The sequence below is a fragment of the Janthinobacterium sp. TPC_1 genome (genome assembly GCF_056037845.1).
On the sequence record NZ_CP195157.1, the window covers coordinates 280,170 to 294,834 of the forward strand.

Consider the following 14,665-nt stretch of genomic DNA (forward strand, 5'->3'; position numbering starts at 1 on the left):
GCAAGCCCATTTAACAGTTGGGACAGTATTTATTGCAGCAATGAAATACAAACCGTTAGCGATCCGCAAACAAGCTCATCCTTAAGCGGCTGTTTGCCGGTGCCCATCGCTGGTAATGTCTATTTGTCCATGAATTTAACAAAGCCGGCCAGCGGTTCGCGTTCCGTGCTCAAGCGGTTCTCGATCCTGTCCGGATCCGCATGGCCGAGGGCCATGCCGCACACCACCATTTCGCTGGCCGGTACGCCCAGCTCGTCGCGGATGATGTCATGGTAATGGATGAAGGCCGCTTGCGGGCAGGTGTCGAGCCCGCGCGCGCGCGCCGCCAGCATGATATTTTGCAAGAACATGCCGTAATCGAGCCAGGAACCCTGCTCCAGCACCCGCTCGATGGTGAAGATCAGGCCCACGGGCGCGTCGAAGAACTGGAAATTGCGTCCATGCTGGGCCGCCATGCCGGCCGTGTCGCCCCGTTCCAGGCCCAGCAGCTGGTACAGGTCCAGGCCGATCTTGCGGCGGCGCTCGATGAACGGCGCCGTCCACTGGCGCGGGTAATACGTGTACGAGGCCGTGCGCGCGGGCGCATCGGGCGCCTTCGGTGCATCGTAGGCGGCGAGGATGCGGCGCGACAGGCGCAGGCGCGCTTCGCCCGACAGCACATACACTTTCCACGGCTGCATGTTGGCGCCCGAGGGCGCGCGCGCCGCCACTTCCAGGATGCGCGCGATATCGTCCTGCGCCACCGGCGTGGGCAGAAAAGCGCGGATCGAGCGGCGCGACAGGATGACGCCATCGACGGCTTGCTGCGCCGACTGTATTTCTTCAGATGCTAGCTTGCTCACTGCCCTGCTCTCCTGCTATTTCTTGACGACAAACACTACACCGACCACGGCCACCAGCATGCCGGCAATACCCAGCATATTAAAGGCTTCGCCAAACATCAGCCAGGCCATCACGGCCGTCGTGGGCGGCGTCAGGTACAGCAAGCCCGTCACTTTCGTCGCGTCGCTGCGCCGAATCAGGGCGAACAGCAGGAAGATGGCGCCGATGGACAGCACGAGTACCGACCACAGCAAGGCGCCGATAAAATTCGCCGTCCATTGCACATTGCTGAAATGCAGGTCCAAGCCTTCGTAATACAAGGCGAATGGCAACACGACCACGATGGAAGCGGCAAACTGCACCACCGTGCCGGTGCGCAAGTCGAACTGGGGACAGTGGCGTTTTTGGTACATGGTGCCGGCCGTCATCGACAGCAGGGCAAACACGCACAGCAGCACGCTTTCCACGGTCAGCCCCACGAGGTTGATCTTCGCATACACGACGAGGGCCACGCCCAGCAAGCCGAAGAACAGGCCCAGCCACTGGCGCGGGCGCACGGATTCGCCGATCAATGGCGCGGCGCAAGCCGTCAGCACGGGCTGCATGCCGACGATCAGGGCGGACAGGCCGGCCGGCATGCCCAGCTTGATGGCGCACCAGACGCCTGCCAGGTAGCCGGCCTGCATCAAAATGCCGGCCACGGCGATCTGGCGGAACTGCCCCACGGGCCACGGCGCGCGCAACAGCAGCACCAGCGGCAGCAGGATCACCAGCACGCCCAGGAAGCGCAGCAGCAAAAAGGTCAGCGGCGGCGCATACGGCAAGCCGAACTTGGCCACGATAAAACCTGTGCTCCATAACAACACAAAGAAGGCGGGCAAGGCCATCGGCGCCGCAGTGGTCAGGAAAGTGGCTTTGCCGCTGGCGCCAGCCGCGGCGGGAAGATTGGACATGGTATCAACTCGGGAAACGGGATCGGCACCGGGGCGCTGCGCCAGTGCGGGAGGCAAAGTCTAGCATGCTGCGCTGCACCCGTCCTGAAAGGCGGGGAAATAAAAGTTTAGGGTTAAACCATTAACACCCAGAAATCAAATATTTCTCTTTAGAAACAATGGTTTTTGATGCAAATCTATTCAATTGTTGCATCGCACAAGAATCGCTTGACTTACGTTTTTTTCGCCGTAGAATAGGGTTTGTTGCGTTGCACAATTCTTGTTCAGCTTGAAAAATTTAGATTCACCTGCTTTCCCAAACGGTACACGCAGCATCAAATTAACCAGATTTCGATTTTTTGGAGATTTATATGTTTTCAATTCCTGAGCAATTTTCGTCCGCTACCAAAGCCAACCTGGAAGCCCAATTCGCCCTGTTCTCGTCGCTGACGGGCAAAGCCTTCGAAGGCATCGAAAAGATCGTCGAACTGAACCTGACCGCTGCCAAGGCAACGCTGGAAGAATCGACCGCCGCCGCCAAGCAATTGCTGTCGGCAAAAGATCCACAAGAATTCTTCTCGCTGAGCGCTGCTCAAGCCCAGCCTGGCGCCGAAAAAGCCATCGCTTACGGCCGTCATCTGGCTGCCATCACGTCCGGCACGCAAGCTGAATTCAGCAAAGCAGCTGAATCGCAAATCGCTGAAACCAACCGCAAAGTCCTGTCCCTGGTAGAAGAAGTCACCAAGAACGCGCCAGCCGGTTCGGAAAACGCCGTCGCCATCCTGAAAAGCGCCATCGGCAACGCCAATGCAGGCTACGAGCAATTCTCGAAAACCAGCAAGCAAGCCGTCGAAGCCATCGAAGCAAACCTGACCTCGGCCGTGAACCAGTTCACGCAAGCAGCTGAAAAAATCGTGCCGCGCACGGCTGCCAAGTAATTATCAAGCGGCCGCTGCGGCGGTCTGCTGTTTTACTTTAGTACCAGCTCCTCCAGGCGTCCATCCCGCACTTCCCCGACGGATGCCATTATGCCCCAGCCCAGCTGGGGCATTTTTTATGCGCCTTTACTTTCCCGCCATTACTCCCCCAGATACGCCGCCTTCACGCGCGGGGTCGTCCAGCATGGCGGCCGCGTTGCCGCCCATGGTGACCAGGCCGGAATCCATCACATAGCCGCGGTGCGCCGCCTGCAGGGCCAGGCGGGCATTCTGTTCGACCAGCAGAATCGTGATGCCTTCGGACGACACCTTGCGGATCACCTCGAAGATTTTCTCGACCATGATGGGCGACAGGCCCATCGACGGCTCGTCGAGCAGCAGCAGCTTCGGATGGCTCATCAGGGCGCGCGCCATGGCCAGCATCTGCTGCTCGCCGCCCGACAGGGTGCCGGCCATCTGCGCCGCCCGCTCTTTCAGGCGGGGAAACACGTCGAACCACTTGGCGATGTCATCCTCGACGCCGGCCTTGTCCGTGCGCGTGTAAGCGCCCATCATGAGGTTTTCACGGATCGACATGCGCGTAAACACGCCCCGCCCTTCCGGCACCATGGCCAGTTTCTTTTCCACCAGGTGAAACGACTTGCTCCCCTTGAGCGACTCGCCCAGGTAGCTGATCGTGCCCTCGACCTTGCAGGCCGGCAAAGTGCCCGTGATGGCTTTCAAGGTCGTCGTCTTGCCGGCACCGTTCGCGCCGATCAGGGCGATCAGCTCGCCTTCATTCACTTCCAGGTCGATACCCTTGACGGCCTTGATGCCGCCATAAGCCACGTGCAGGCCCGCCACCTTCAATATATTGCTCATGCGTGCGATCCCCCCAGGTAAGCCTCGATGACGGCCTGGTTTTGTTGTATTTCGGCCGGCAAGCCTTCCGCGATGCGCTTGCCATATTCGAGCACCGTGATGCGGTCGCACAGTCCCATCATCAGTTTCACGTCGTGCTCGATCAACAGCACGGTCTTGCCTTCCGCCTTGATTTTTACCAGCAACTCGCGCAAAGCCAGCTTTTCCGTCGCGTTCATGCCGGCCGCCGGCTCGTCGAGCGCCAGCAGTTGCGGGTCGGTGGCCAGCGCGCGGGCGATTTCCAGGCGCCGCTGGTCGCCGTACGACAAAAAGCGCGCCGTGCGGTTGGCGAACTGGGCGATGCCGACGAAATCGAGCAACTCCATGGCCCGCTTGCGGATCGACGCCTCTTCCTCGCGCGCCGCCTTGTGGCGGAAGATGGCGCCGAACACGCCCTGGTGCGAGCGCACGTGGCGCCCCACCATGACGTTTTCCAGCGCCGTCATGTCGCCGAACAGGCGGATGTTCTGGAAGGTGCGCGCGATGCCCGCCTTCGCCACCTTGTGCGGCGCGGACGGCGAATACGGCTTGCCAGCCAGCTCGAAGGTGCCCGTGTCGGGCTGGTACAGGCCGGTGATGACGTTAAAAAACGTCGTCTTGCCCGCGCCGTTCGGGCCGATCAAGCCATAGATTTGACCTTGCCGGATGGTAATACCCACGTCGGTGAGCGCCTGCAGGCCGCCAAAACGTTTATTTACGCCGGCAATATTGAGAATGATCTGTTCGCTCATGGTACTTGCCTCCTTAAGCGGACACGACGCCGGTTGATTTGTTCGGTTGTTGATCCACATCGTGGTCGGGCCGGTCTTCGTGCTTCGGCGATGGCCACAGTCCCGCAGGACGGTTGAGCATGATCAACACCATGGCCAGGCCGTACAGCAGCTGGCGCAGCACTTCCGCCTCGATCACCACGTGGCCGAACAGCGCCTGCTGGGCCGGTTCCACCACGTGGCGCAGCACTTCGGGAATGGATGCCAGGATCACGCCGCCGAGGATCACGCCGGGGATGTGGCCGATGCCGCCCAGCACCACCATGGCCAGCACGGCGATCGATTCCGTCAGCGAGAACGATTCCGGCGAAACAAAGCCCTGGAAGGATGCAAACATGGCGCCGGCCACGCCGCCGAACGAGGCGCCCATGGAAAAGGCCAGCAATTTCACGTTGCGCGTGTTGATGCCCATGGCCTTGGCGGCGATCTCGTCTTCGCGGATGGCCACCCAGGCGCGGCCCAGGCGCGAATGCTGCAGGCGCTTGGTGACGAACACGACGGCGATGCACAGGAAGAGGAACAAAAAGTAATACGCATTCACGGACGGCATGGAAAAACCGGCCACCGTGACGGTGCTGTTGGTACCCGCCTCGCCCGCCAGGTTGACGCCAAAGATGCGGATGGGGTCGATCAAATTGATGCCTTGCGGGCCATTCGTGAAATTGATCGGGTCGTTCAAATTGTTCATGAAAATGCGGATGATCTCGCCAAAGCCCAGGGTCACGATGGCCAGATAGTCGCCGCGCAATTTTAATGTGGGCGCACCCAGCAGGGCGCCGAACAGGCCCGCCACCGCGGCGGCCAGCGGCACGATGATCCAGATCGACAAATGGATGCCGTTCTCGCGGATTTCCGGCCCCATCAGCTGCACCAGGGTTTCGCCCAGCACGGGATACTGGTTCACCACGGATTCGAGCAGGATGGCGAACTGGGGCGAGGCCAGCAAGGCCGTCAGGTAGGCGCCCACGGCGTAGAAGGCGATGTAGCCGAGGTCGAGCAGGCCGGCGAAGCCGACGACGATGTTCAGGCCCAGAGCCAGCATGATGTACAGCAAGGCCATGTCGATGATGCGCACCCATGAATTGCCGAACTGGGCGGCAAAAAACGGGAACACCATCAGCAGCGCGGCCAGGCCCAGCATGCCGGCGTAGGCTTTGGCCGGATTCTTTTTTGCGTCGAAATCGAGTAGTGCCATGATTAATCTCCCAGTGTCACATCAGGCACGGTCGGCCACGCGTTCGCCCATGATGCCGGACGGGCGCAGGGTCAGCACGATGATCAGTACGACGAAGGCAAAGATATCCTGGTAGTGGCTGCCCAGGAAACCGCCCGTGATGTCGCCGATATAGCCGGCGCCCAGGCTCTCTATAATGCCCAGCAAGATACCGCCCAGCATGGCGCCATAGATATTGCCGATGCCGCCCAGCACGGCAGCGCAAAAGGCTTTCAGGCCGGGGATGGCGCCCATGGAGAATTGAATCGAGGCATAGTTGGCGCCCCACATCACGCCCGCCACGGCCGCCAGCGCGGCGCCGATGGCAAAGGTGGCGACGATGACCTTGTCGGAATCGACGCCCATGAGTCCGGCCACGCGGGGGTTTTCCGCCGTGGCACGCATGGCGCGGCCCATGCGTGTTTTTTCCACCAGCAACACCAATCCGCCCATCGACAAGGCGGCCAGGGCCAGCAGCAGCACTTGCGTTTGCGAAATCACGGCGCCGCCTATGTTGATGGGGTCGGTCGACAGCAATTGCGGGAAGGGCAAGGGATTGCGCGTCCAGATCATCATGGCGAAGGTTTGCAAGAGGATGGAAACGCCGATGGCGGTAATCAGGGGGGCGAGGCGGGGGGCGTTGCGCAGGCGGCGGTAGGCGATCCGCTCGATGATGATGTTGACCAGAATACAGATGGGAATGGCGCCGAGGATGGCGGTGGCCAGTTTCAGATAGCCGGGCCAGTCGGGCACATAAATGCCCAGCAGCTTGAGGATGGTCAAGCCCACCATGGCGCGCCGATCATGAGCACGTCGCCGTGGGCGAAGTTGATCAGGTTCAACACGCCGTACACCATCGTGTAACCGAGGGCGACTAAGGCATACATGCTGCCCAACACCAGGCCGTTGATGATCTGCTGGATGAATGTATCCATGATTGCCCTATCAAATATGCATTTTTCGGGAACAACTTCCGCCAGAATATGCCGTTGATACAAAAACGGCACCGGAGGAAGAATTCCTGCAGTGCCATCCCTGGACCGTTCTCACCAGCATGGTGCACGCACTCAAAACGGGCGTGACCTCGCTTAGTCATAACGACAACATATTCAAGCTTGAGGCAATCATAACGATCTTTTGCAAAAACTAAGCTTGGAATAAATCGATCATTTCCGAATTAAATTCGGTTTTGAGGTGACTATTTCATCGATACTCAATCGCCCTATGGCCTCAGGCGACGTCGCGCTTGATGCCGTCGAGGCCTTTCGGCATCGGGAACGTGACGGCTTCCTGCACATCGCCATCGAGCGGGCGCACGCTCTTCACGCCGCACTCTTTCAGGCGGTCGATGACGGCTTGCACCAGCACCTCGGGCGCCGAGGCGCCAGCCGTCACACCCACGCGCAGCTTGCCTTCCAGCCAGGCGGGATCGATCTGCGAGGCATTGTCGACCATGTAGGCCGGCGTGCCCATCTTCTCGGCCACTTCGCGCAAGCGGTTCGAATTCGAGCTGTTCGGGCTGCCCACGACGATCACCACTTCCACTTGCGGGGCCATGAATTTCACGGCTTCCTGGCGGTTGGTGGTGGCGTAGCAAATGTCGCCTTTTTTCGGCTCGGCGATATTCGGATATTTCGCTTTCAAGGCCGCAATAATGTCGCTAGTGTCGTCAACTGACAACGTTGTTTGCGAAACATAGGCCAGGCTGTCCGGATTGGCGACCTGCAAGTTCGCCACATCGTCGAGCGTTTCCACCAGATGCATGCCCATATCGGCCTGGCCCATGGTGCCTTCCACCTCGGGATGACCATCGTGGCCGATCATGATGATCTCGCGGCCTTCGCGGCGCATCTTGCCCACTTCCATGTGCACCTTGGTGACCAGCGGGCAAGTCGCGTCAAAAATGCTCAGGCCGCGCGATTCCGCCTCGGCGCGCACGGCTTTCGATACGCCATGGGCGGAAAACACGAGTGTATTGCCAGCAGGCACGTCATCGAGGTCGTCGATGAAGATGGCGCCCTTGTTGCGCAAGTCGGCCACCACGTAGGCGTTGTGGACGATTTCATGGCGCACGTAGATCGGTGCGCCAAATTGCTGCAAGGCGCGTTCGACGATTTCGATCGCCCGGTCGACGCCAGCGCAGAAACCGCGGGGCTGGGCCAGTAACAGTTCTTTATCCATCGCTATTCCTTACAGGACCGAAATGAGCTTGACTTCGAAACGCAGCGGCTGGCCCGCCAGCGGATGGTTGAAGTCGAACAGGGCCGAGTCCTCGCGCATTTCGCGCAGCACGCCGGCAAAACGGCCGCCGCCCGGCGCGGCGAAGTCGACCAGGTCGCCGATCTTGTAGTCGGCGCCCGGCACGGAGTTTTCGTCCAGGGTCGCGCGCGAGACGGACTGCACCAGCTCGGGATTGCGCTCGCCAAAGCCTTCGCCGGCAGCCAGCTCGAACGTCTGGTGCGTGCCTTCAGGCAAGCCCAGCAAGCGCTGCTCGAGGAACGGCGCCAGCTGGCCCTGTCCCAGCATCAAGGTCGCGGGATTGCCGCTGAAGGTCGTGACAATGTCAGTACCGTCAACAGTGGCAAGACGATAATGCAGGGTGAGGTAAGCCGCTTCGGTGACGACTGCTGGTTGCTCGTTGGACATAGTAGTTTTCAGGTAACTGGTGCAAAACGATATTGTAAGCCACCCTGAGCCAGCGCGCCCCATGCCATCTCGGCGCGGCCATGCTTTTGTCAAAAAACATGGCCGCGCAACACATCCGACGTCGGATCGGCGAATCAGACGTTGACGTACGTCAACCCACCAGGCGTGCTGGCGTGATTGCCGAAGCCGGAGCTGTCTTCCAGGTTGCCGTCGAGCTTCCAGCGCCCCACGGGCCGGTGCACGATGCCATACTGGCCATAGTCATACACTTCCTTCGGTGTCAGCACGCGGTCGTACAGGATGACGTCCGACAACTGCCAGGCGGGCGCGCCCTGCTCCTGCGCATGCGCGGCGCGGCCGATCACCAGCGGGGTGCCAGTGGCATTCAAGAATGGCGGCGCCATGTTTTGCAAACTCTGATACATGAGGAAATCATCCACATACAGGCTGATGCGTCCATCATGCTTCACAGTATAAGTACAGCGGAACCAGCGGTTGGGAATGTCCACCGTCAAGCCGTGCCCATTGCTGTTGGCGCCCAGGCCATTGTCGCCAACGCCATTGAATAAATACAGGAACGTCTTGATATCCTGCGTCAGCAGCGCCCATCCTTTCTTGTTCGCCTGATGCGCTACCAAAGCCTGCGCCAGAGCAACGGTCGAGGAGAAAGCCTGCTGCCGGATACAATACGACAGCGAAAAATCCGCGCTCTCGTAGCGCGCGGACGACGGTACGGTCAACATCAGGCCAGGCTGGAATTGCAAGGTTTTCGTTACGCCGAAGCAAGGCGTAGGCGGCGCCGGACGCATGGCATCTTCGCCGCGCAAGGCGTTCCATACAGCTTTGCGTTTGTTGCTGAACGCCGGCGTCTCCACCAGGTTCAGACCTTTGTCTTCCATCGACTTGCCCCCATTCCAGTCCCAATAGCACGCCAGTTGCACGCCCGTACGGCGTATGGCGCTCAGCAAGGCGTGCAAGTTGTCTTGCCGCTCGGTATCTTGCAAAGCCAGTTCCTGCTCTTTCGACAAGCAAAAGCTGCCAAGGTAATACGGCTTGCCCAAGGTATGGGCGGCACGCTGCATCACTTGCAGATAGGCGAGCGAGGACGAGACGAAGTCCGCTGGCAGATCCGCGCCGCTGTCCAGGGCGCTGACATATTCATTATTCAGGAACAGGTTTTCACAAAGACAGTCGATGGGATCCGGATTCAGGAATGGCAGGGTTTCCGCAATGTATTGTTTGAGGGTACCCTTGCGCGGTGTATAGGAGGGGATTCCTGCATTGCCGGAGGAAATCATTCTGGCCAGGGCATCGTTGTCGCGCAGCAATTGCGCCGTTTCCTGGATGATTTCCCGGGTGGCATTCAAGTCAATCTCGGTCACGGCCATCAGTTCCTGCGCAGCCATCCAGGCGGCGATGCCGGGGTGGTTGCTGTAGTGCTGTGCGAAAGCCTGGGCAAAGGCACGCATGTAGCGGCGTGTCTTCGATTGCGGATTGACCAGTGCGACCTTCGCGACTGCGGCCTGTTCGTCTTTTGTGGCGCCCTCCGGGCCCGCTTCGCCCACCAATTGCGGCACGGCGTAGGGATTCCAGAATGGGCAGGCGATGATGCCGATGCCGTTGGCCAGCGCGCAATCGAGCAACGCAGTGACAGCGCTCCAGTACGATGCATTGATATTCATATCGATTAGCGTATTGTCGGGGGCGAACTTTGGCTCGCCCACAACATAGCCCCAGTTCCAACTGCCAGCCTTGCCGTTAAAAGGCGCCACCATCACCTGGATGTACTTGAAGCCGTTGGCGGCAAGATACGGCAAATCGGTGGTGTAATCGGGATTCTTCGGGGCCGGAACGAGCGGTGCGGTCACACTCCAGCTACGGTGTTCCAGATACGCGTGCGAATTGAGGCCGATGCCGCTGACCTTGCCCGTGTTGACGCCAGCGGCGTTGAACTCTTGCATGACTCCATTGATAACTTTGATGTACGGCATGACGACTCCTGTCAAACAAGTGGAAGACATTGAGTTCAGGGCCCTGACTCCCCGCCGCTGCAACTTGCATGGAATGCAACGACAGGCAAATGATAGCGCCTGAAAATGGCCGGGCCGGGCATCTTGGTTTTTTTTTTTTTACTATGAATTGACAGGAAGACGAGCTAGCTAGCGCAGCATGGCCGCCCGGGGAAGGCGCGACAATCGTCGGCAGGCGCCACGACGAGCTGGGCGCGAACGGGAGGCAGCATGGGCATCAAGGATTGGCCGGCCGGCGAACGGCCGCGCGAACGCCTGATCGAGGATGGCGCGCAGTCGCTGTCGGACGCGGAATTGCTGGCCGTCTTCCTGCGCACGGGCGTGCGCGGCAAGAGCGCCGTGGAACTGGCGCGCGACACGGTCGAGCACTTCGGCTCCCTGCGGGGCCTGTTTGGCGCCAGCCTCGTGAGTTTTTCCGCCGTGCATGGCATGGGCAGCGCCAAGTTTGCCCAGCTGCAAGCGGTGCTGGAACTGGCGCGGCGCGCCATCATCGAGGACTTGCAGGCGGGGCAAGCCCTCAATTCGCCGCATGCGGTGAAAGACTATCTGCGCCTGACCCTGGGCCACCTGGCGCATGAAGCATTCCACGTGTTGTTTTTGGACGTCAAGAACCGCCTGATCACGACCCAGGAAATGTTTCGCGGCACCCTCACCCACACCAGCGTGTATCCGCGCGAAGTGGTGAAACAGGCGCTGCTGCACAACGCGGCCAGCGTCATGCTGGCGCACAACCACCCGTCCGGCTCGCCGGAACCGAGCGAATCGGATTTATTGCTGACGCGCGCGCTGGTACAAGCGTTGTCGCTGGTGGACGTGCGCATCCTCGACCATTTCGTCGTGGCCGGGCGGCAAGTGCATTCGTTCGCGGAACACGGCCAGATCTAGGCCGGCGCCAGGCGATTCACAGTTAACCATGTGTAAACAAGGACATACGTGACAGCAGCGGGACGCTTATCTAACAGTAAACAGCGCTGTTTACCAGTGCTTTCCCCTATGACGAAGGGGAAACGTCAAATTGTTAAATTATTTCAATACAACATGACACAATTGTTTTTCGCAAGTCATTGATAAATCGGCTTATTTTGGATATACTCTCGTTTTTCCAATTTGGAATATCTTTAAGGAGTGCGCCATGGCACGTGTTTGCCAAGTCACTGGGAAGAAGCCGATGGTCGGCAACAATGTTTCCCATGCAAACAACAAAACCAAACGTCGTTTTTTGCCTAACTTGCAGAATCGTCGTATTTTTGTTGAATCTGAAAACCGCTGGGTCTCCCTGCGTTTGTCCAACGCCGGTCTGCGCGTCATCGATAAAGTCGGCATCGACGCCGTATTGGTCGATATGCGCGCTCGTGGCGAAAAAGTCTAATTAGCAGAATAAGGGAGCTATCATGGCAAAATCAGGCCGCGACAAAATCAAGTTAGAATCGACCGCCGGTACGGGTCACTTCTACACGACTACCAAAAACAAGCGTACGACGCCTGCGAAAATGGAGATCATGAAATTCGATCCTAAAGCACGCAAGCACGTAACGTACAAAGAAACCAAAATCAAGTAATTGATATTGTGTTCTGTAAAAAGAGCCGCTCCGATGAGCGGTTTTTTTTCGCCCTGATTTTCACTCGCCGCTCTCCCCTTGTGCCGGAACGAAAAAAAGGCCCTGGAATCCAGGGCCTTGATATGGCGCAACAGCTTACTCAGGCATAGCTGCGCAGGCGCAAGGAGAAATCCTGCAGCGACTGGATGCCCGACGCTTCGGCGCGCGTGCACCAGTCTTGCAGCTTTTGCAGCAATTGCTCGCGCGTAAAGTGCGAACGCTCCCAGATGGCGCCCAGCTCCACGCGCATGTGGTGCATGGTTTCCAGCGCCTTGCTGTGCTGGAACAATTCCGACAGCTGCTCGTGGTGCGCATCGGCCAGCTTGCCCGGTTCGCGCTGCATCAGCTTGCGCGACGATTTCAGGAAGCGCTTTTCCAGCTCGGCCTTGTGCTTCAGGTGCTCCAGCTCTTCTTTCCAGGCATGCTTGATCGATTTCGCATACTTGGCCATCACGTCGTAGCGGTTGGCGATGACCGACTGCAAGGTCTCGAAGTCCGCTTCCAGCTTGCCGTGCGAGAACTCGGTTCCGGCGCCAGCTTTTTCACCTTGGCCAGGCCCAGCATTTCCAGCGCGCGGATATACGCCCAGCCGATATCGATTTCATACCATTTCGACGACAGCTTGGCCGACGTCGCATACGTATGGTGATTGTTGTGCAACTCTTCGCCGCCGATCAGGATGCCGAACGGAATGATGTTGGTGGCCGCGTCGGCGCAGTCGTAGTTGCGGTAGCCCCAGTAGTGGCCGATGCCGTTGATGATGCCGGCCGCCGTGATGGGGATCCACATCATTTGCACGGCCCACACGGAAATGCCGATCACGCCGAACAAAATGAAATTGATGACGAACAGCGAGACCACGCCCAGCCAGCTGTACTTGGTGTACAGGTTGCGCTCGATCCAGTCCGTCGGCGTGCCGTGGCCATATTTCGCCATGGTTTCCATGTTCTTCGATTCAGCGCGGTACAGCTCGGCGCCTTCCCAGAACACTTTCTTGATGCCGCGCGTCACGGGGCTGTGCGGATCTTCTTCCGTATCGCACTTGGCGTGATGCTTGCGGTGGATGGCCGCCCATTCCTTGGTCACCTGGCCCGTCGTCAGCCACAGCCAGAAACGGAAGAAATGGCTGGGGATGGCGTGCAATTCCAGCGCCCGGTGGGCCTGGTGGCGGTGCAGGTAAATCGTGACGCTGGCGATCGTGATGTGCGTGACCACCATGGTGTACAGGAAAACTTGCCATGCGGACAGATCGGTAATGCCAGTGGCCATGAACTGCAAAACGTCGTGTAAAACGGAACTCAATGTCATTACTGCTACTCCAAGTGGACAGGGCGTGCGCACGGTCGCTCCAGTGACTCTGGAGGTCCGGCAGAGTTAATTTTAGGCGTGATTGTACGCCCTAATGGGTACTATCAGGCAAAAACGGAGGCAGGCAGCGAGGTTAAGGCTGGGTGCCGGATGGCGGGGACTCACCGTCTGCCGCGCTGGCGAGCGGGGCAGGAGGCGTACCAACAATACGCATTCGCGTTGCGGAAACGGTACAGTAACCTTATGTTCCTGCAAGGTGCGCCAGATGGCGCGGTTCACATTCGACTTCACGCCGCCCGTGCCGTTTTCCGGATCCGCGATCCAGAAGCCGATCTGCACGTCAAGGCCATCGGCGCCGAAACGCACGAGGGTGGCCGATGGCGGATTGCTTTGCGACACACGCGGCACCTTGGCCGTCGCCGCTTCCAGCAAGGGGAAGATGACATCGAGATCCGTTTCATAGCCCACCGACACGGCCGTCGACAGCCACACCATGCGGTTGCTCAGCGACATGTTTTGCACGCCGCCGGAAATCAGCATTTCATTCGGCACGATGGATTCAACCCCATCGCCGCCCAATAACACAGTATAGCGCGTATTGATCTGCGTGACTTTGCCCGTAAATTGACCCACCGTAATCATGTCGCCGATGGTGAGACTGCGGTCGAGCAGGATGATGAAACCGGACACAAAGTTCGCGGCGATCTTTTGCAAGCCGAAACCCAGCGCCACGCCGAAGGCGCCGCCGAACACGGACAGCACCGTCAGGTCGATGCCCACCAGCGACAGGCTGACCAGCACGGACACGAGGATCAGCACGGCGCGGCCCATGCGCGACAGCACCACGCGCAGGGAAGTGTGCAAGCCCTGCATTTTCATCAGGCGCTCGTCGAGCGAAGTGCCGGCCCACATGGCCAGCACCAGCAGCACGGCGACGGAAATAGCGGCTTGCAAGATGGCAGCCACTGACACCTTGTTGCGTCCCAGCGGCACGACGATGCTTTCCAGGAAGGTATGCAATTCCGGCCACAGGCCCGTGATATACAGGGCCATGCCGGCCCACACCACGACCGTGAATATCTTTTCCAGAAGCAACATCGTGGGACTGATGTCGCCATGACGGGCAAAAATGCGCCGCAGCACATAAAAGCCGAAGCGCACCAGCGCCATCGACGTGCACAGGGGGATGGCGATGCTGAGCAGGTTCACCGACTGGAACTTGGCCAGGAAGTGTTGCGCAATGCCCAGCAGCATGGCCGCCAGCACGGGCGTCAAAATGCGGATGAAACTGTCCGTGCGCTGCAGGGTTTCCGGCGTGGCGGGCGTGGCCGCCGCTTCCGCCCGCTTGTGCAGGAATACGCGCAACTGCCGCACCAGCAGCCAGCTCAACGCCAGGCAGGCAACGATGACCAGCGCCTGCCACAGGATGGCCGGTTGGCGGAAATCGTCGACAAAATCAGTGATCAGGTTCAGCAGCGGGGTTTCATTCATGGCGGATGCGGTCCGGA

Annotated in this window: 12 protein-coding genes and 3 pseudogenes; 4 read left to right on the forward strand and 11 right to left on the reverse strand. The window is 59.3% G+C overall.

All coding sequences use genetic code 11. The features are described 5' to 3' along the window. Positions 1–119: 119 nt before the first annotated feature. Positions 120–842 (reverse strand): nitroreductase, encoded by a 723-nt coding sequence (locus tag ACQVLG_RS01405; RefSeq protein WP_474292519.1) that lies wholly within the window; start codon positions 840–842, stop codon positions 120–122. A gap of 15 nt (positions 843–857) precedes the next feature. Next, positions 858–1,775, reverse strand: coding sequence for a DMT family transporter (locus tag ACQVLG_RS01410; RefSeq protein WP_474292520.1), 918 nt, complete (start codon positions 1,773–1,775; stop codon positions 858–860). A gap of 350 nt (positions 1,776–2,125) precedes the next feature. Here ACQVLG_RS01410 and ACQVLG_RS01415 point away from each other — a divergent pair, with 350 nt between their 5' ends. Then, positions 2,126–2,692 carry a phasin family protein gene (locus ACQVLG_RS01415; RefSeq protein ID WP_230539759.1) on the forward strand — a complete coding sequence of 189 codons (567 nt, stop codon included), beginning with the start codon at positions 2,126–2,128 and terminating at the stop codon, positions 2,690–2,692. 140 nt (positions 2,693–2,832) lie between these two features. Here ACQVLG_RS01415 and ACQVLG_RS01420 read toward each other — a convergent pair. From ACQVLG_RS01420 to ACQVLG_RS01450, 7 genes and pseudogenes are all read right to left on the reverse strand, one after another. Further along, positions 2,833–3,553 (reverse strand): annotated as a pseudogene (locus tag ACQVLG_RS01420) (ABC transporter ATP-binding protein). Further along, positions 3,550–4,323 carry an ABC transporter ATP-binding protein gene (locus tag ACQVLG_RS01425; protein ID WP_474292521.1) on the reverse strand — a complete coding sequence of 258 codons (774 nt, stop codon included), beginning with the start codon at positions 4,321–4,323 and terminating at the stop codon, positions 3,550–3,552. Before ACQVLG_RS01425 ends, ACQVLG_RS01420 begins: the two are co-directional and overlap by 4 nt. Positions 4,324–4,336: 13 nt before the next feature. After that, the gene (locus ACQVLG_RS01430) at positions 4,337–5,557 is read right to left on the reverse strand and encodes an ABC transporter permease subunit (RefSeq protein WP_474292522.1); all 1,221 of its coding nucleotides are present in this window, start codon (positions 5,555–5,557) and stop codon (positions 4,337–4,339) included. Positions 5,558–5,578: 21 nt separating this feature from the next. Next, positions 5,579–6,510, reverse strand: a pseudogene (locus ACQVLG_RS01435) (branched-chain amino acid ABC transporter permease). A gap of 295 nt (positions 6,511–6,805) precedes the next feature. Continuing rightward, a complete protein-coding gene (gene ispH / locus ACQVLG_RS01440) occupies positions 6,806–7,756 on the reverse strand; it encodes a 4-hydroxy-3-methylbut-2-enyl diphosphate reductase (RefSeq protein WP_474292523.1) in 951 nt (316 codons plus the stop codon). 9 nt (positions 7,757–7,765) lie between these two features. Further along, entirely contained in the window at positions 7,766–8,221 is a 456-nt protein-coding gene (locus tag ACQVLG_RS01445) for an FKBP-type peptidyl-prolyl cis-trans isomerase (protein ID WP_070224501.1), read from the reverse strand. Positions 8,222–8,355: 134 nt separating this feature from the next. Next, positions 8,356–10,212 carry a LamG-like jellyroll fold domain-containing protein gene (locus tag ACQVLG_RS01450; RefSeq protein WP_474292524.1) on the reverse strand — a complete coding sequence of 619 codons (1,857 nt, stop codon included), beginning with the start codon at positions 10,210–10,212 and terminating at the stop codon, positions 8,356–8,358. Positions 10,213–10,461: 249 nt separating this feature from the next. On the opposite strand from ACQVLG_RS01450, the gene radC reads away from it, so the two are divergent. The 3 genes from radC to rpmG all read left to right on the forward strand — a co-directional run bounded on the left by radC (position 10,462) and on the right by rpmG (position 11,810). Then, positions 10,462–11,136 (forward strand): RadC family protein, encoded by a 675-nt coding sequence (gene radC / locus ACQVLG_RS01455; protein ID WP_230539763.1) that lies wholly within the window; start codon positions 10,462–10,464, stop codon positions 11,134–11,136. A 247-nt stretch (positions 11,137–11,383) separates the two neighbouring features. Next, positions 11,384–11,620, forward strand: coding sequence for a 50S ribosomal protein L28 (rpmB, locus tag ACQVLG_RS01460; RefSeq protein WP_010400928.1), 237 nt, complete (start codon positions 11,384–11,386; stop codon positions 11,618–11,620). A gap of 22 nt (positions 11,621–11,642) precedes the next feature. Next, positions 11,643–11,810 (forward strand): 50S ribosomal protein L33, encoded by a 168-nt coding sequence (rpmG, locus tag ACQVLG_RS01465; RefSeq protein ID WP_010400929.1) that lies wholly within the window; start codon positions 11,643–11,645, stop codon positions 11,808–11,810. Positions 11,811–11,949: 139 nt separating this feature from the next. On the opposite strand, the pseudogene ACQVLG_RS01470 reads toward rpmG, so the two are convergent. Both ACQVLG_RS01470 and ACQVLG_RS01475 read right to left on the reverse strand, forming a co-directional pair. After that, positions 11,950–13,157 (reverse strand): annotated as a pseudogene (locus tag ACQVLG_RS01470) (DesA family fatty acid desaturase). 72 nt (positions 13,158–13,229) lie between these two features. Continuing rightward, entirely contained in the window at positions 13,230–14,648 is a 1,419-nt protein-coding gene (locus ACQVLG_RS01475; RefSeq protein WP_474292525.1) for a mechanosensitive ion channel family protein, read from the reverse strand. Positions 14,649–14,665 lie beyond the last annotated feature (17 nt).